15 protein-coding genes and 1 pseudogene are annotated in these 15,815 nt (G+C 68.0%); 8 read left to right on the top strand and 8 right to left on the bottom strand.

Annotation, left to right across the window (positions count from 1 at the left end):
* Positions 1–9 precede the first annotated feature (9 nt).
* The 4 genes from ACN9M6_RS04460 to ACN9M6_RS04445 are packed head-to-tail and all read right to left on the bottom strand — an operon-like array spanning position 10 to position 4,091.
* Positions 10–843, bottom strand: coding sequence for a hypothetical protein (locus ACN9M6_RS04460; protein WP_419161719.1), 834 nt, complete (start codon positions 841–843; stop codon positions 10–12).
* Positions 840–1,775 carry an ABC transporter ATP-binding protein gene (locus tag ACN9M6_RS04455; RefSeq protein WP_419161718.1) on the bottom strand — a complete coding sequence of 312 codons (936 nt, stop codon included), beginning with the start codon at positions 1,773–1,775 and terminating at the stop codon, positions 840–842. The genes ACN9M6_RS04460 and ACN9M6_RS04455 overlap by 4 nt, the downstream gene beginning before the upstream one ends.
* A complete protein-coding gene (locus ACN9M6_RS04450; protein WP_419161717.1) occupies positions 1,775–2,035 on the bottom strand; it encodes a hypothetical protein in 261 nt (86 codons plus the stop codon). Before ACN9M6_RS04450 ends, ACN9M6_RS04455 begins: the two co-directional genes overlap by 1 nt.
* Before the next feature lie 34 nt (positions 2,036–2,069).
* Positions 2,070–4,091, bottom strand: coding sequence for a M1 family metallopeptidase (locus ACN9M6_RS04445; RefSeq protein ID WP_419161716.1), 2,022 nt, complete (start codon positions 4,089–4,091; stop codon positions 2,070–2,072).
* Positions 4,092–4,245: 154 nt separating this feature from the next.
* On the opposite strand from ACN9M6_RS04445, the gene ACN9M6_RS04440 reads away from it, so the two are divergent.
* From ACN9M6_RS04440 to ACN9M6_RS04430, 3 genes are read left to right on the top strand one after another with little or no spacing between them, the layout of a single operon-like run.
* Entirely contained in the window at positions 4,246–6,435 is a 2,190-nt protein-coding gene (locus tag ACN9M6_RS04440) for a prolyl oligopeptidase family serine peptidase (protein ID WP_419161715.1), read from the top strand.
* Entirely contained in the window at positions 6,422–7,252 is an 831-nt protein-coding gene (locus ACN9M6_RS04435; RefSeq protein ID WP_419161714.1) for a hypothetical protein, read from the top strand. Before ACN9M6_RS04440 ends, ACN9M6_RS04435 begins: the two co-directional genes overlap by 14 nt.
* A complete protein-coding gene (locus ACN9M6_RS04430) occupies positions 7,249–8,451 on the top strand; it encodes a winged helix-turn-helix domain-containing protein (protein WP_419161713.1) in 1,203 nt (400 codons plus the stop codon). Before ACN9M6_RS04435 ends, ACN9M6_RS04430 begins: the two co-directional genes overlap by 4 nt.
* 48 nt (positions 8,452–8,499) lie before the next feature.
* Here the strand turns inward: ACN9M6_RS04430 and ACN9M6_RS04425 are convergent, their stop codons facing one another.
* A complete protein-coding gene (locus ACN9M6_RS04425; RefSeq protein ID WP_419161712.1) occupies positions 8,500–9,177 on the bottom strand; it encodes a mechanosensitive ion channel family protein in 678 nt (225 codons plus the stop codon).
* Positions 9,178–9,604: 427 nt separating this feature from the next.
* On the opposite strand from ACN9M6_RS04425, the gene ACN9M6_RS04420 reads away from it, so the two are divergent.
* The 3 genes and pseudogenes from ACN9M6_RS04420 (at position 9,605) to lhgO (ending at position 12,457) form a co-directional block, all read left to right on the top strand.
* Complete coding sequence (locus ACN9M6_RS04420) at positions 9,605–10,690, top strand: hypothetical protein (protein ID WP_419161711.1); 1,086 nt, start codon at positions 9,605–9,607, stop codon at positions 10,688–10,690.
* The gene (locus ACN9M6_RS04415) at positions 10,687–11,544 is read left to right on the top strand and encodes a hypothetical protein (RefSeq protein ID WP_419161710.1); all 858 of its coding nucleotides are present in this window, start codon (positions 10,687–10,689) and stop codon (positions 11,542–11,544) included. The genes ACN9M6_RS04420 and ACN9M6_RS04415 overlap by 4 nt, the downstream gene beginning before the upstream one ends.
* A pseudogene (lhgO, locus tag ACN9M6_RS04410) lies at positions 11,505–12,457 on the top strand (L-2-hydroxyglutarate oxidase). The gene ACN9M6_RS04415 and the pseudogene lhgO overlap by 40 nt, the downstream one beginning before the upstream one ends.
* A 100-nt stretch (positions 12,458–12,557) precedes the next feature.
* On the opposite strand, the gene ACN9M6_RS04405 reads toward lhgO, so the two are convergent.
* From ACN9M6_RS04405 to ACN9M6_RS04395, 3 genes are all read right to left on the bottom strand, one after another.
* Positions 12,558–12,974 carry a type II toxin-antitoxin system VapC family toxin gene (locus ACN9M6_RS04405; RefSeq protein WP_419162250.1) on the bottom strand — a complete coding sequence of 139 codons (417 nt, stop codon included), beginning with the start codon at positions 12,972–12,974 and terminating at the stop codon, positions 12,558–12,560.
* On the bottom strand, positions 12,958–13,161 hold the full coding sequence (locus ACN9M6_RS04400; RefSeq protein WP_419161709.1) for a hypothetical protein: 204 nt from the start codon (positions 13,159–13,161) through the stop codon (positions 12,958–12,960). Before ACN9M6_RS04400 ends, ACN9M6_RS04405 begins: the two co-directional genes overlap by 17 nt.
* A gap of 138 nt (positions 13,162–13,299) precedes the next feature.
* On the bottom strand, positions 13,300–14,082 hold the full coding sequence (locus ACN9M6_RS04395) for a class II aldolase/adducin family protein (RefSeq protein ID WP_419161708.1): 783 nt from the start codon (positions 14,080–14,082) through the stop codon (positions 13,300–13,302).
* Between the two features lie 211 nt (positions 14,083–14,293).
* Here ACN9M6_RS04395 and ACN9M6_RS04390 point away from each other — a divergent pair, with 211 nt between their 5' ends.
* Positions 14,294–14,695: a hypothetical protein gene (locus ACN9M6_RS04390; RefSeq protein ID WP_419161707.1), complete on the top strand. Its 402-nt coding sequence runs from the start codon at positions 14,294–14,296 to the stop codon at positions 14,693–14,695.
* Between the two features lie 73 nt (positions 14,696–14,768).
* Positions 14,769–15,794, top strand: a complete 1,026-nt coding sequence (locus ACN9M6_RS04385; RefSeq protein WP_419161706.1) for a YpdA family putative bacillithiol disulfide reductase — start codon at positions 14,769–14,771, stop codon at positions 15,792–15,794.
* Positions 15,795–15,815 lie beyond the last annotated feature (21 nt).

The following is a 15,815-nucleotide window of genomic DNA, read 5'->3' as shown; positions in this document are numbered from 1 at the left end:
ACGTCCGGACTACAGGTCGCGGCGGCGGAACCAGATGAAGGCCGTGCCGATGAAGATCGCGGTCCAGGCCGCGGCCGCGACCAGGTGCCACGTGGGGTCGAAGGCCGATGGTGCCGACCGTCCGGCCGCCTCCGCGGCGGCGACGAACCGCTCGAACGTCGGAGCGTCGTAGCTCCGGAAGTCCAGCAACTGGAGCGCGTTCCTCCACGGCATGTAGTCGAGCCAATCGGCATAGTCGGGCAGGTAGCGGCCGACGAGCGGGCTAATCGTGCCGAACTCGACCGGGCCGACCCAGAGGACCCACACCCCCAGCGCCGCACCGGTCTTGCGGATCGCCAGCGACAGGAAGAAGGCGAGAGCTGCCACGCTCAGGAAGGCGAGCACGAGGCCGCCGGTCGCGGCGAAGACCGACGCCGGGACCAGCGGTCCGTCGACAGCCCCGAAGTCCGTTCGAATCAGCGCGAGCACGGCGGGGATCGAGATCTGTACACCTATGAAGGCGAACCCGAGGATGGGCAGCAACAGCGACTTGCCCCAAAACCACTGGGATTTCGACAGGCCGTCGATCACGTTCTGACGGGCCGTCCTCCATGTGAACTCCGTCGTCGCAATCAGCAGCAGCGTGAGCGCGGAAAAGATCAGGAGGGTGCCCGAATCACCCCCGAACACGCTCCCCCAGGCACCCGGGAGATTGAACCCCTCGCTCCGTTGGAAGAACGGGTACGCGTGGGTCCCGACGGTGCCGAACGTGAAGAAGCCGAGTGCCATCCAGAAGGCGATCCGCTTCCTCGCCTTGAACCACTCGTTGCGCAGCAACACGCCGAACACGCGTCCGCCGTTCATTGCACTTCTCCGAACCCGTTCGCCCCGCCGGTGATCTCCATGAACGCGTCCTCCAGCGACTGCCGTTCCAGGGACAGGTGCGAAGCGTAGATCCCTCGCTCGGCGAGGAAGCGGTTCAGCTCCGAGAGCCCTCCCACCGCGAGGTGCACCAGTACTCGCCCATCCTCGGCCCGGGCGTTGCTCGCGCCCTCGAACTCCGCCACCGCGAGCCGCAGCGCCTCCAGATCCATGTCGGCGCCCACCGCGGCCACCGTCCGGGCGGAGGTGATCTCGCTCACGCTCCCCTCGCGTACGAGCCGGCCGCTCTCGATGATCGCGACGTGCGTACAGGTGCGCTCCACCTCGTGGAGCACGTGACTCGAGAGGAAGATCGTCTTCCCGCGCCGGGCGAGTTCGCGGATGATGCCGCGGATTTCCCGCTGCCCCGCCGGATCGAGACCGTTGGCCGGCTCGTCGAGGATGATGAGCTCCGGGTCGCCGATCATCGTCGCCGCGAGCGCGAGCCGCTGCTTCATCCCCAACGAGCACGCCTTGAATTTCGTCTTCTGGCGCGCGGCGAGCCCCACCACTTCGAGTGCTTCCGCGACGTCCGTCTCATCCCTCCCCTTCACCCTCGAGACGAGCTTGAGGTTGTCCCGGCAGCTGAGGTACGGGTAGAAGTTTGGATACTCGAGCGTGGCCCCGATGCGCTGGCGCGCGGCGTGGAGTTCCGCGGGAGACGAGCCGCCGAACAGTCGGAAGGAGCCGCCGGTCGGAGTAATGATTCCGAGCAGCATCCCGATCGTCGTCGTCTTGCCGCTCCCGTTCGGACCCAGGAAGCCGTAGACCTGGCCGGCCTCCACCTGGACGGAAAGCCGGTCGACGGCGAGCGTGCCTTCGCCGCGCAGGGCCGCATAGCGCTTGGACAGCCCTTCTATCTCTATGATGGACATCAGGTGCGCTCTTCGAGTTGTCGCCGAAACAGCTCCGCGTCGGCGAGTCGGTCCACCAGCGCGTCCCTCGCGCGGGCTTCGTCCTCGAGCTGGGAGATCCGGTCCGCCAGGCGGGCGATCGTGTCTCGATCCTCCCGCCGGGGCCCGAGCGCCTGTGTCACATCGCGCACGAGCGGGCGCAACGCGAAGCGCGTCGCCAGGGTAAGGACAGGCACGCCGATGACGAAGAAGATGGCGAACAGGGGGATGATCAGCTCCATGGGAAGTCCGAACGGGCAGCGTGACGCCGCGGTTTCACGACCCGGGAGGACGCCGGCCGACGATTCCCCGGCCCCACACGTTGTTTCCGCGGTTCACGTCGGGCAGGACCCCGTCCGGATCGAGCTGCACGTTGCGCACGAACCCGTCCACCACCTGGAGCACGTAGGTGCCGTCCACCTCCCACGCCTCGACCGGGACCTCGTGCCGCTCTTCCCCTCCGTCCCGATACAGGATCCGCACCTCGAGCGGCATCGGGATCCCGCCACGGTTCTCGATCTTCACCGTGGTCGTGTCCCCCAGCCTCTCCACGGAGGCGATCGCCTGGTCGAGGAGCGCGTCCTCGTAGATCCAGCCCCTGAAGAACCAGTCGAGGTCCTCCCCCGACACGTCCTCCATCGTGCGGATGAAATCGGCCGGCTGCGGGTGTTTCCACGCCCAGCGCCGGATGTACTCCCGGAACCCCTCGTCGAACACGTCGGGCCCCAGCACTTCCTCGCGCAGCAGAACGAGAACCGCGGCGGGCTTGTTGTAGGCCAGGACCCCGATGTCATCCTCGGAGATGCTGTCGGCCGGCGTGTAGATCGCCTGGCCCGGCTCCCGGCTGTCCAGCGCGATCTGGCCCGGCGACATGAACTCGCCCAGGATCGGCTCTCCCCCCGCGAACTCGATGCCCGAGTAGTAGTTGATGAAGGTGTTGAACCCTTCGTCCATCCACGCGAATCGCCGCTCGTCGGAGCCGACGAGCATGGGGAACCAGGTGTGCCCGATCTCGTGGTCGGTGACGGAGAAGAGGAAGGCGCCGCGGGACCGCCATGAGCAGAAGATGACCATGGGATATTCCATCCCCAGCGCGAGCCCGGCGACGTTGATCGCCACGGGGTACGGATAGCGGAACCATTCTTCCGAATAGTACTCGACGCTGTGGCGGAGATACTCCGTCGAACGCTCCCAGCCGCTGACGCCGCGCCCGCCGATGCTCTCCTCGGGATAGACGGACATGATGAGGACATCCTCCCAGCCCGCCGCGTCCCATACGAAGCGGTCCGACGCGGCCCACGCGAAGTCGCGCACGTTCTCGGCCCGGAAGCGCCACGTGAGCGGGGTCTCGCCGGGTGGCCGCGTCTCGTCGTCGCCCGCCTCCTCCGGCTCGATGATGTGTACGGCCTCCTCCGAGGCCCGCGCCTCCGCCAGCCGGTCCAGTTGCGTGCGGGTGAGGACATCCTCGGGATTCAGCAGTTCCCCGGTGGCGACGACGACGAAGTCGCGCGGGACCGTCAGCTCCACGTCGAAGTCGCCGTACTCCAGATACCACTCGCCCTGCCCCAGGAAGGGGGACTGGTTCCAGCCGTTCACGTCGTCGTACGTGAAAACGCGGGGATACCACTGCGCGAGCTGGTAGATGATCCCGCCGCCGATATCGAGCTGCCCCATGCGGTCGCCGCCGCTCTCGGGGATCTCGAACGAGAAATCGATGTCGACCGAGGCCCGGCCTCCGCCCGGACGCAGCGGCTGGTCGAGGAGGATCTCCATCATCGTGTCCTCGGTCCGGTACTCCGGGACGGTCATCTCGCCCTCGAAGTCGATCCGCACGCCCGAGATGACGAAGCCGCCGTCCCTGAAGAACCCGCCGTGGCGGACATCTCCGTCGAGTTCGGCCGCCCTCTGCGCTCCGTAGCTGTTCTCGCGGAAGAGGTTCTGGTCGAGCTGAACCCAGAGGCTCGTGAGGGAATCGGGACTGTTGTTCGTGTAGATGATGCGCTCGGTGCCCTCGATCCGGTCGCCGGCGAGGGTCGCCTTGATCTGATAATCGGCGCGCTGCTGCCAGTATTCGGCGCCCGGTGCGCCGGCGGCGTCGCGGAACGGTCCGGGCTCGGGGAGATCGAGCGGCGCGAAGGCGCTCGCCGGATCGAAGATCCGCCGCAGCGAGTCGCGGCGCGCGAGTTCGGCCGCTTCCGCCGCTTCCCGCTGCTCGCTGCTCTCTTCCTGTTCTTGCGCCGCCAGACCGCCGGCCGGCAGGATGAGCAGCGCGCAGAACGCCGCCATGGTCCGTCGCATCCGAAATCCTTCGCCTTGAACTGTTTTCGCCGGTCCCGATCGCCGGCCCCAACATACCCGGATGGCCCCTCGAGGGTCACCCGCCTCTTGAATCGGATCGGGTGCGGGGGACATCATGCCGGGACCGGCCACGTCACTCGCAGGAGGCTCCCCGATGGTTACGAGGATGTTCACAACTTCGGACACCCCGCTCCGCCTGACCCGTTGCTCTCTCGGCTGCTCCCTCCGCTCTCTCGGTCGCACCCTCGGTGTGGCGGCGCTCCTCGCGCTGATGGCCGTCCCACCGCAGGGGGCCACTGCCCAGGAGGACGCGGGGTGGTCTCCGGAACTGAGTATGCGCTACCGCGCGGTGTCGGGGACCGCGATCTCGCCCGACGGGTCGCGCGTCGCCTTCGTGGTGCGCGAGCCGCTTATGGAAGGACCGCAGTCGGAGTATCTGAGTCACATCTGGATGACGGACGCCGACGGGTCACGCCCCACGCAGTGGACACGGGGCGATGCCTCGGCGGGGTCGCCGCAGTTCTCGCCCGACGGGGCCTGGCTCAGCTTCACTACAAGCCGCGACGGCGAGGGGGAGAACGGGGGCCAGGTATGGGCGCTGCCGCTGGCGGGAGGCGAGGCCCGCCAACTCACGGAGGCGGAGGGCTCGGTGGGGACGTACCGCTGGTCGCCGGACGGAACGCGGATCGCCTTCCTCATGCGGGATCCCGCGACCGCGGAGGAGAAGAAAGCTACGGAGGAGAAGCGGGACGTCATCCTCGTGGACCGGAACTACAAGTTCTCGCACCTGTACGTGGCCGCGATCGACCCCGAATCCGACGGGCCCGCCGCGCCGGTGCGGCTCACAGCCGGCGACTTCCATATCACGGGGTTCAGCTGGGCGCCGGACGGAGAGAAGATCGCCTTCTCGCACCAGGCGGACCCCCGCATCAACACGGGCCGACTCAGCGGCGACGTCTCGACGACCTCGGTGCCGGACGCGGCGGAGATCGCCGAAATCCTCGCCGCCCGCGACGACGCCGGGGATGCCGAGGAGGAGGAGGACGACCCCGCGGCGGTCGGGGAGGTCGCGCCGCTCGTGATCGGGGCGGGGATCGAGCGCAGCCCCCACTGGTCGCCGGACGGGGAGCGGATCGCGTACGTCTCGACAGGGAACCAGCCGGAGCCGATCGGGCTGGCCGACATCTACGTCATGCCCGCCGCAGGGGGCGAGGCCAGGCGCCTCGAGACGCCCAACCGGAGCGCGTCCGTCCTGGGCTGGTCGGGCGATTCCTCCGAACTGCTCCTGCTTGAGTCGCTCGGGACCCGGCGGCACGTCCTGGCCGTCCCGGTGGATGGAGGCGAGACCCGGTTCATCTCGTACGGAGACGGCGTGGTCGGTTCAGTCTCGCTCACGGACGACGCGAGCGGCATGGCCTTCACCTACCAGACGCCCGAAGAGCCGTGGGATGTGTTCGTCTCGCCCACCAACGGGTACGCACCCAGCCGGGTCAGTGACTTGCACGCGGACGTGCCGATGCCGCAGATGGGCCGCACAAGCCTCGTCTCCTGGACATCGACGGAAGGGTTCCAGATCGAGGGGCTCCTCACCTACCCGGTGGGCTATGAGGAGGGGGAACGCGTGCCGCTCATCCTGAACGTGCATGGCGGTCCCGGCGGCGTGTTCAGCCAGAGTTTCACCGGGGCCCCCGCCGCGTACATGCTGCAGTACTTCGCCCAGGAGGGGTTCGCGATCCTGCGCCCGAACCCGCGCGGGTCCACCGGCTACGGCAAGGATTTCCGCTACGCCAACTTCCAGGACTGGGGATACGGCGACTTCCGGGATCTGATGTCGGGCGTCGACCATGTGATCGAGATGGGCGTGGCGGACCCGGACCGTCTCCTGCTCATGGGCTGGAGCTACGGCGGATACATGACCTCGTGGGCCGTCACCCAGACGGACCGCTTCGTGGCCGCGAGCATGGGGGCCGGACTCCCCAACCTCATCTCCATGACGACGACGACGGACATCCAGGACTACCTCGTCGGCCACATGGGAGTGGAGTTCTGGGACGACTACGAGCGCTACGAGCGGCACTCGGCGATGTACCACATCGCGAACGTGGTGACGCCGACGCAGGTGATTCACGGAGCGGAGGACCTGCGCGTCCCGTTCACGCAGGGGCAGGAATTCTACCGCGCCCTCGACCGGCGCGGCGTGCCCACGGAGATGGTCGTGTATCCGCGCACACCGCACGGGCCGCGCGAGCCGAAGTTCGTCATGGATGTCTCCGAGCGGATCCTGGCCTGGTTCCGGAAGCACCTGGACTCGGATGCGGTCACCGCCGCGGATGGGGGCCGCTGACCCGCGCGGGAGGCCGGTCGCCGGCGCCGACCTCCTGGCGCAGAGGCTTGCCCGGATCCTGCTCACCCGGGATCCGGGGGCCGTCAGCATCGACGGCTGGACGCGTGGCATCGGCGGGGACCTTCTGACCCGATCCCCGCACGTCCGCGAGCCGAACTTCACGCGGATCCACGGAGACGACCTCGCGTTTCTGTTCGCAGCCTACGACGACCGCTTCCTGAACGGCCTCTGCGGAGGGATCCTCGGCCCGGACCGCCTCACCTTCCGCCTTTCCGGCCGGATGACGCGCGCGGGCGGCAAGACGACGCGCTTCGAGCGCTCCGGTGGTGCTCGGCGCTTCGAGATCGCGGTCGCGACGTCGATCCTGTTCGACGGATTCGGGGGAGATGATCCCGAGGTCACGGTGTGCGGGCGGGCGTGCGCGAACCGGCTGGAGGCGTTGCAGCGAATCTTCGAGCACGAACTCGTGCATCTGGCCGAGTGGCTGGGCTGGGACGAGAGCCATTGCGGCCGTTCGCGCTTCCAGGGGATTGCGCAACGTCTGTTCCTGCACCGGGCCCATAGGCACCAACTCATCACCCGTTCCGAGCGCGCGGCCCGTGTCGGGGTCGGGGTCGGCTCCCGCGTGACGTTCGGATTCCGGGGTCGGCGCCTGACCGGCCGCGTCAACCGGATCACGAAGCGCGCCACGGTGCTGGTCGAGGACGCACGGGGCGAGCGCTGGTCCGACGGGCGCCGCTACGCGAGGTACTACGTTCCGCTCGGCGAGCTCCGCCTCGCGGAACCCGAGCCGGCCCGGGGCCGGGGGCGCGCGTGACGGCGGCGCGCCGCGGGCCGCCGAATTTCACGCGGGAAGCCGTGGTCAGGCTCTGGCTGCATCGCCAGGGTCTCGACCGGCCCCGGGGGTCCACCCCCCTCGACCATGGCGCCTTCGTCGACCACCTCGAGCGGACGGGGGCGCTGCAGCTCGATAGCGTGAACGTCGTGGACCGCGCCCACTATGTGACCCTGTGGAGCCGTTTCGGGCCGTACGACCGTACGCGCGTGGACGGCTGGGTGTACGGGGAGCGCGTGGCCTACGAGTACTGGGGACACGAAGCCTCGATCCTCCCCATCTCCCATCTGCCGCTGGGCCGCCGGCGCATGCGCCGGTTCCCGCCCCCCAGCTGGTCGGGCCGGAAATGGTGGAGCCGCTACGCGACCTCGACCGCGTCGAAGCGGCGAGTGCTGCGCCGGCTGCGTGCCGAGGGCCCGCTGGAAAGCGTCGACTTCGCCCCGCGGCCAGCGGAACGGGGCGAGAAGACGGAGTCGCTCGCGTGGCGCCTGCACGAGGACAAGCGTTCGCTCAAGCTCCTGTGGCACGACGGCCGGGTCGCCGTGAGCGGCCGACGCCACTTCCGATGCGTGTACGACGTGGCGGAGCGCGTGTACCCCGAGGGGCCCGCCGCGTCGCTCACCGAGTACCACGACAGTTGGCTCATCATCGCGCTCTCCGGCTGCGGCATCGCCCCGGAAAGGCACCTCGTCAACTACTTTACGGGACCCGAACTCAACGCGGCCGAGCGGCGGAGGGTCATCGCCCGCAACCTGCGGAAGAAGCGGATCGTCGAGGTCGAAGTGGAGGGTCTCCGCGGTCCCTGCTACGCCCTGCCCGAGCACCTCGAGACGATCGACGAGCTGCCCGAACCGACCGGAACCACGCTGATCTGTCCCTTCGATTCCCTGCTCTGGCAGCGGAAGCGCGCGGCGGAACTCCTCGACTTCCACTACACCGTCGAGATCTACGTCCCCGCAGCGAAGCGGAAGTACGGCTATTACGTCCTGCCCATCCTCCACGACGGCCGACTCGTGGGCCGGCTCGACCCGAAGCTGCACCGGGACCGGGGCGTGCTCGAGATCCGCTCCCTGCACTTCGAGCCGGGGTTCGCCCCGACGCCGACCTTCAGAACCGCACTCGGCGATACGCTCGTGGACCTCGCCGACTTCCTTGGGGTCACCAGAATTCTCGGTCTATGAGCGGCCCCTCTCCTGACCGAAGCCAGCCCGGACAGCACTCTCCCCGGTTTAGCCCCGGGGCGAGAAGCGATCGACCAGGCCACTCACCCAGCGGCCCGCCAGATCCTTGCAGCCCAGCCCGAAGGCCAGGGCGCACCCGAAGCTGATGGCTCCGAGGATGATCAGGAAGGCGTCGCCCACGAACTGGACCCCGAGCTGCTGCAGGGCCACCACCACGGCGAAGATGATGACGATGGACTGCACGAACTGCCCCAGAACCTGGGCCTGAGCGATGCCGGCGTTGCTGGCTACGGCGCGGACCGTCGCTGCCAGAAAGGCGGCCGCCAGGATCCCCAGAATCAAGATGAGGATCGCCGTCACAACGGCGGGCAGGAAGCCAACGAACCGTTGCAGCAGTTCGGCGGTGGCAGTGAGCTGGAGGGCGTTGAGGGCCGCCACCAGCACCACGAGCATGACGAGCCAATACGAAATGACTCCTACCAGCTGGGAGAAGGTGCGCTGGATGCCTCCTCTGGCCAACATCTCCGCGAGCTGAATTCTCTCCGCCAGACTGTCTGCCTTGACCGCCTTGAGAAACCGAACGAGCACCGCCTGGATCACCTTGGCGACGATCCAGCCACCGACCGCAATCGCCAATACGGCCAACAAGTTGGGCAAGAAGCTACCCAGTTGGCCAAAAAAAGCGCGGATCGGGTCGAGGAGGATTGCGTCCCAGTCCGTCTCCATTTCACGACCCCCTTCGTAGAACGAACCTTCCCAATAACCGCCGCCTCGTGACAGTCAGCCCGACTTGTTCATGACGCTACGAGGGGAGCTCGGTTTCGGGCGGCCCCGCCGCTGCGGGCCATCCGGGAAGCTGGACTGCAACTATATGGCGCGGGAGACCATGCCCGCCAGCTTGCTCTGACCCCCGGTGAGAGCGGCGGGAGCTGGTGGAGAGCGACCCTGCCGACCTTTGTTCGGCTGTTGTATTCGGCGTGGCGCCCACGCAGATGTGCCCGTCGCCGGGAGCCTGCCGCACTAAAGCAGAAGTCACCCATGCGATGGTTTCGGACGGGTGCATTCTGTATGCTACCAGAACGATCAGTAGTGAATCGACCGGGCTGCGCAAGCGCGCGGCGAAGGCGGGAACGCATGGCGGAGAGGTGATCGCGTGAGACACCGGCGCAGAACAAGCTCGAGCATCGCCGCCAGACGGTTTCGGGTGGGCCTGTTCGCCGTGGCGGAGCTGGCCCTCGCGAGTTCCGCCGCCGCGGCGCAGTCGGGCACGGTGCGGATCGTCCAGACGAACTCGGCTGGAGACAACGTCCATATCATCGACCCGGTAACGAACCAGGTCGTGCAGGTGATCGAGGGGATCCCCAAGGCGCACGGCGTCGCGGCGGCGCCGGACGGGAGCACGCTCTACTTCAGCAACGAGATCCACCGCACGCTGGAGATCGTCCCCACGGACGCGATGAAGGTCGCGGAGCGCATCCCGCTCTCGGGGCGGCCGCACAACGTCGCAATCAGCAACGACGGCCGGAAGATATACGTCGCGATTATCCAGGATTGCAGTTGCGTCGATGTCGTGGACCTCGATAAGGGCGAAGTCGTCAAGTCGATCCCCACCCTGGGGACGGTCCACAACGTGTTCATGTCGCCCGATGGGCGGCACGTCGCGGCGGGGATGATCGGCGCGCGAACGCTGACGATCATCGACACGGGCACCGACGAGGCGATCTGGTCGCTCCACTTCAGCGGGCGCTCGACGGGTGGCTACGCAGATGGGGGCGTGCGTCCCATGGCATTCGAAGCGCATCCGGACGGGTCCACGAAGCGACTGTTCGTCCAGATCTCGAATTACCATGGTGTGTATGTGGTTGACTTCGAACAACGTAAAGTATTGCAGAAACTGGATATGCCAAGCCTGCCGATCTCTCGCGTAACGAACGATGCGCTGCAGGGATCGCCGGGTCACGGACTCGCCGTGTCGCCGGATGGACGGCAGCTGTGGTCGACGAGCAAGCCCAACGGGCATGTCTATGCGTGGTCGCTCCCCGACCTCGAATACCTCGGCGGCGTCGAGGTGGGCCACATTCCCGACTGGCTCACGATGACCCCGGACAGCCGCTACCTGTACGTGGCGAATGCGGGGTCGAACGACGTGTCGGTCGTCGATACGAAGGAGATGAAGGAGATCGCCCGCATCCCCGTGGGCCAGACGCCGAAGCGGAACCGGACCGTGGTGTTCCCGTGAGTTCGACGCGGCGGCCGGCTCTCGCGCTCGCTGTCGCGCTGATGGCGTCAGCCCCCGGCGCGAGCGAGGTCAGGAGCCAGGAACCCCTGAGCTTCGAGCGCTACCGCGAGACCGTGGAACCCATCTTCCTTGCGGACCGCGGGGGGTGGGGACCCGGACGCGCGCCCTGTGTCACCTGCCACGCCGAGCAGGGTACGCCGCTGCGTCTCCAGCGGCTCCGTGAGACGGCAGAGGAGGACGTGTTCTGGTCGGAGGAGGATTCCCGCCGGAACTTCGAGGTCGTGTCGCGGCTCGTCACGCCGGGGGACCCGGACGGCAGCCGACTTCTGAGAAAGGCGCTCACGGTAGCGGCCGGAGGCGCTCCGTCTCATGTGGGGGGGAAGTTCTTCGAATCGAAGTCCGACCCGGAATGGCAGACGATGGCCGACTGGGTGGCGGCCGCCGATCCGGTGGAGCGCCCTGCCCCGCCCCGACTCGACTTCGACTTCTTCCGGGACTGCGTACAGCGCGTCTTCCTCGACAAGCGCCCGGGTGACGTCGAGTGCATCCACTGTCACGAATCCGGCGCCCGCGGCTTCGCCCGCCACATCCCCGAGGGTCGCGATTTCTGGGACCAGCAGGAATCCCGCGGCAACTTCGCGATCACCCGCCGCTACGTGGAGCCGGGCGAGCCGATGATGAGCCGGCTCCTGACGCATCCCCTCGCTCCCGACGCGGGCGGGGACTACTTCCACGGCGGCCCCCGGCGCTGGGCCTCGATGGACGATCCGGAGTGGCGGATGCTCGCCGCCTGGGTCCGCGGCGAGACCCCCGAATGCATCGTCGGAACGAGGGCTGGCGCGGGAGGCGGATGACGAAACCGCTCGACATCGCCGTCGTCGGAGGCGGCATCGTCGGGCTCGCCACGGCGCACGCGATCCGGCGCACGCGCGGGGATCTCTCGCTGACGGTGCTCGAGAAGGAACCGGAGGTCGCGGCACACCAGACCGACCGGAACAGCGGCGTCATCCACGCCGGTCGTACTACGCGCCCGGGTCGCTAAAGGCGCGGCTCTGCACCGAAGGGAGCGCCCGGCTGTTCCGGTATTGCGCCGAACGAGGCATCGCGACCACGCGCACCGGCAAGATCGTGGTCGCGACGTCGCGCGATCAGCTCCCGGCCCTCGATGAACTCGAACGGCGCGGCACGGCCAACGGCGTGGCCATGGAGCGGATCGGCGCGGACGGAATCGCGGAGCGCGAACCGCACGCGGGCGGCATCGAGGCGCTCCACGTACCCGCCACCGGGGCGGTCGACTTCGGCGACGTGGCGCGTGCCCTCGCGGCGGACCTGGCCCGCGCCGGCCACGAGATCCGCACCGGCTTCGAGGTCCGTGAAGCCGATCGCACGCCCGCCGGGATCCGCCTCGAGGCCCCCCCGGGCGGCGTGACGGCCAGAACCGTCGTCAACTGCGCCGGGCTGCACGTCGACCGGGTGATGCGAATCCTCGGACATGAACCCGGCCTGCGCGTGCTCCCGTTCCGCGGAGAGTACTGGGGCCTCTCCGGAGCCGCGGCCGACCGCGTGCGCGGCCATATCTACCCAGTTCCGGACCCCCGCCTGCCCCATCTGGGCGTTCACTTCACGCGCAACGTGACCGGGCGCGTCGAACTCGGCCCGAACGCAGTGTGGGCCTGGGGCCGAGAGGCCTACGGCCGGTTCTCCGGGCGGGTGCCGGACGCGCTGGAAGCGCTGAGCTACCGAGGCTTTCGGCGCCTGGCGTCGTGAATGTGCTCAACGCGCCCTCCCCCGCCGCGACCGCCTGCCTGGCGATCGGCGAACACATCGCAAGCCGGGTTCTCGGACAGTTGGCCAGGTCGTGACGGGGCTAATCGCCACCTTCGAATGGGTCGAGGATCTCGACTCCCGCGGGCTCGAAGTCCTTTCGGTTCCGCGTGACCACAACCAGCCCGCGGGCGAGGGCGGTCGCCGCGATCAAACTGTCCTTGACGGGCATCGGCCGTCCCCGGGAACGGAGACGCGCCAGGAGTTCCGCCCAGCGGAGCCCCGTGTTCGCATCCAGCGGGACGCATTGAATCCTGCGAACGGCCTCCTCGAACCACGACTCGAGAGCCTCGCGACCCTTCCCGGGCGCCACCAATCTTATTCCGTACCAGATTTCTCCGAGTACGACCGGATTGACGACGATCTGCGGTTCGTGGTTCCGCAACCATGTGACGACGCGCGGATCAGGTCTCGTCCTGGTCGCCTCGGAAAGGACGTTCGCGTCAACGAGGTATCGAATCGGCCGGCTCCTCGATTCCCGGAGCGGGCAGGTCGGCGGTCGAATCAGACGGAACCGGTACGAACCAGCCCTTCGCGGGACAGGCCAGAAGGTGGTCGACGAGACCCTCGTTCACCGCCGCCGGGGCGCGCGCGAGTCGGTAGACTCCTCGCCCGAGCCGCTTGATCTCGAATTCCTGGCCGGGCACGACGCCGTCTCGCCGCCGAAGCTCAGCCGGGAGTACGAGCTGCCCCCTTGTGGAGATAATGGTTCGCATGAGGGTAAGATGGACGACTTACCCACGCTGTGCAAGCCCCGGCATCCTCCTCCCGGAGGACGCGGCGGGTCAGGTGGCGTAGTCCTGGCCTTCGGCGTCCAGCACTTCCTTCATGCCCTCCAGGTAGCCCGCCTCGCCGCCCGACTCGACGGACATGTCGGCGTTTTGCTGCGCGGCCTCGACCGGGATCCGCCGCAGGCTGCGGCCCGTCTGGAGGACCAACATCTCGTTCATGCAGGCGCGCTCGAGCTGGTACAGCCACAGCATCGTCTTCTCGATCGTATCGCCGACGACGAGCACGCCGTGGTTCGCGAGGAAGAGCGCCCGCTTGTCGCCGAGGGCCTCGACCATGCGGTCGCCCTCATCCGCCTCGGTGACGATCCCCTCGTAACCGAAGTACGCGCAGTTTCCGCAGAAGACCGCCGCGTTCTGACTCCCCCGCTCGTCCAGTCTCCAGCCGTCGATGGATACGAGCGCCGTACTGTAGGGGGCGTGGATGTGGAGCGCGCACATGATGTCGGGACGGGCGCGCTGGATGGGCGCGTGGATCGCCCACGCGCTCACGTTCAGCCGTCCCTCTCCGCCCACCGGACCCCCATCCGGACCCACCTCGACGAGGTTGCTCGCCGTTACGCGGGAGAAGTGCATCTGCCCGGGCGTGATGAGCAGGTGACCGGGCCTCCCCGGCACCTTGCAACTGAAGTGGTTCCAGGTGCCTTCGTGCATGTTCTCGTGTACGATGATCCGGTGTACCGCCGCGAAGTCGACGCGCGCGCGCCGGATCGCGGCGGCGTCCATGCCGACCTCCGTCGGGGACGGCGTGGGAGCGAAAGCGGTCTCGACCATGCTCATCACCTGCCTCCTTCGGGCGTTGGGAGTCTCCCCCGAAACTCACCCGCGGGACCCGAGGGATCAAGCGGCGTCCGCTCCCGACAGCGCCGGGATTGCCTTCCGTGTGCAACATTCCAGAACTGAGTGGATGTCTCATGCATCGAGGTCCCGCCAGCGGAAGTCCAAAACAGCCGCGACACGAAACGCGGCGCGGCGGCGAGGAGAGAAGCGAATGAGAATGAGAGCAACGTCGGCATACCGATTCGCCATCGTCGCCGCACTCGCGACGGCCTTCATCCTGGTATGGGTGATCGGAGCCGTCGGCCTCATCGGGGCCGAGGGAGACTCCGCCGACCTCATCTACGCCGGAGTGCTCGCCGTTGGAATCGTCGGCGCCATCGTCGCCCGTCTCCGGCCACGGGGAATGGCGCGCACATTGCTCGCCACGGCGATCACGCAGGCGTCGGTCGCCGTGATCGCGCTGATGGCCGGGGAGCACCACTCCCCGGTGACGTCCGTGTTCGAGATCCTGGGCTCAAACGCGTTCTTCGTCGCGCTGTGGGTCGGCTCGGCCCTGCTGTTCAGGGCCGCGGCGCGGGAGCAACGGTCCGCGGCCGGTTCGGAAGGCGGCTGACGCTCCCTGCGGTTCCCCGCACCCGTCTCAGTGATTACCATCCCGCGCTCACGAATTCTCCGGAGAGGTGCGGGTGACCCCGGACTCCATCGCCGAGTCGGAATCGGTTTCGGAACCGCTTGACGTGGCCATCGTCGGGGCCGGCCCCTGCGGCCTGGCCGTGGCGATCGCCTTGCAGGAGCGCGGGTCGAGTTACGCCATCGTGGACCGCGGGTGCATCACCGAGTCACTCACCCACTATCCGTCCTACATGACGTTCTTCTCCACGGCGGAACGGCTGCAGATCGGGGGCGTGCCCTTCACGATTCCCGAGCCCAAGCCCACCCGCCGCGACGCCCTCGCCTACTACCGGCATGTCGTCGCCCACCACGGCCTCGAGGTCCGCCAGTACGAGGAGGTGACGGGCATCGAGCGGGGGGAAGGCGCTTTCACGCTCGTCACCCGCACCTGGGACGGACGGGAGAGCCTGATCGCCGCGAGGGCGGTGGTCATCGCCACCGGAGGCTTCGGGGAGCCGAACCGGCTGGGACTTGAGGACGGCGAGCCGGACGACCGCGTCATCCACTACTACAAGGAACCGTATCCGTTCTTCGATCAGGACGTGATCGTCGTCGGCGCCGGGAACTCCGCCGTGGAAGCGGCGCTGGAGCTGTACCGCAACGGCGTCCGCGTCCGGATGGTGCACTTCGCCGACGTACTCGACCGCGGCGTCAAGCCGTGGGTGCGCCCCGACATCGAGAACCGGATCGCGGGCACGGAGATCCCGATGCACTGGAGGTCCCGCGTCGCGCGCCTCGGGCCGGGGACGGCGACCATCCTTCGGGAGGGGACGGGAGAAGAGACCGAGGTCCCGAACGACTGGGTGCTCGCGATGACGGGATGGCGGCCGGACGCCGCCCTGCTCACCGGCCTGGGCGTCCCCACGGATCCCGAGACGGGCATCCCCGCGCACGACCCGACCACCATGGCGACGACCATCCCGGGCGTCTACATCGCCGGGGTGATCGCCGCCGGCTACAACGCCAACAAGATCTTCATCGAGAACGGTCGCGAGCACGGCGCGCTGATCGCTGCCCATCTGGTGAACACGCCCCGCTGACCCCGGCCGTGTAGCTCGCCA

This window comes from Candidatus Palauibacter sp. (assembly GCF_965197445.1).
Classification (GTDB): Bacteria; Gemmatimonadota; Gemmatimonadetes; order Palauibacterales; family Palauibacteraceae; genus Palauibacter.
Note: the sequence above shows the minus strand (reverse complement) of the source record. Positions and strands in the feature narration are given on the sequence as shown.

What these genes read in the sequence shown, in the direction of transcription:
- ACN9M6_RS04425 (WP_419161712.1), bottom strand. Translation starts at nt 9,177, where the DNA reads ATGGAGACGGACTGGGACGCAATCCTCCTCGACCCGATCCGCGCTTTT.
- ACN9M6_RS04435 (WP_419161714.1), top strand. Translation starts at nt 6,422, where the DNA reads ATGGGGGCCGCTGACCCGCGCGGGAGGCCGGTCGCCGGCGCCGACCTC.
- ACN9M6_RS04450 (WP_419161717.1), bottom strand. Translation starts at nt 2,035, where the DNA reads ATGGAGCTGATCATCCCCCTGTTCGCCATCTTCTTCGTCATCGGCGTG.
- ACN9M6_RS04460 (WP_419161719.1), bottom strand. Translation starts at nt 843, where the DNA reads ATGAACGGCGGACGCGTGTTCGGCGTGTTGCTGCGCAACGAGTGGTTC.
- ACN9M6_RS04455 (WP_419161718.1), bottom strand. Translation starts at nt 1,775, where the DNA reads ATGTCCATCATAGAGATAGAAGGGCTGTCCAAGCGCTATGCGGCCCTG.
- ACN9M6_RS04390 (WP_419161707.1), top strand. Translation starts at nt 14,294, where the DNA reads ATGAGAATGAGAGCAACGTCGGCATACCGATTCGCCATCGTCGCCGCA.
- ACN9M6_RS04440 (WP_419161715.1), top strand. Translation starts at nt 4,246, where the DNA reads ATGGTTACGAGGATGTTCACAACTTCGGACACCCCGCTCCGCCTGACC.
- ACN9M6_RS04445 (WP_419161716.1), bottom strand. Translation starts at nt 4,091, where the DNA reads ATGCGACGGACCATGGCGGCGTTCTGCGCGCTGCTCATCCTGCCGGCC.
- ACN9M6_RS04395 (WP_419161708.1), bottom strand. Translation starts at nt 14,082, where the DNA reads ATGAGCATGGTCGAGACCGCTTTCGCTCCCACGCCGTCCCCGACGGAG.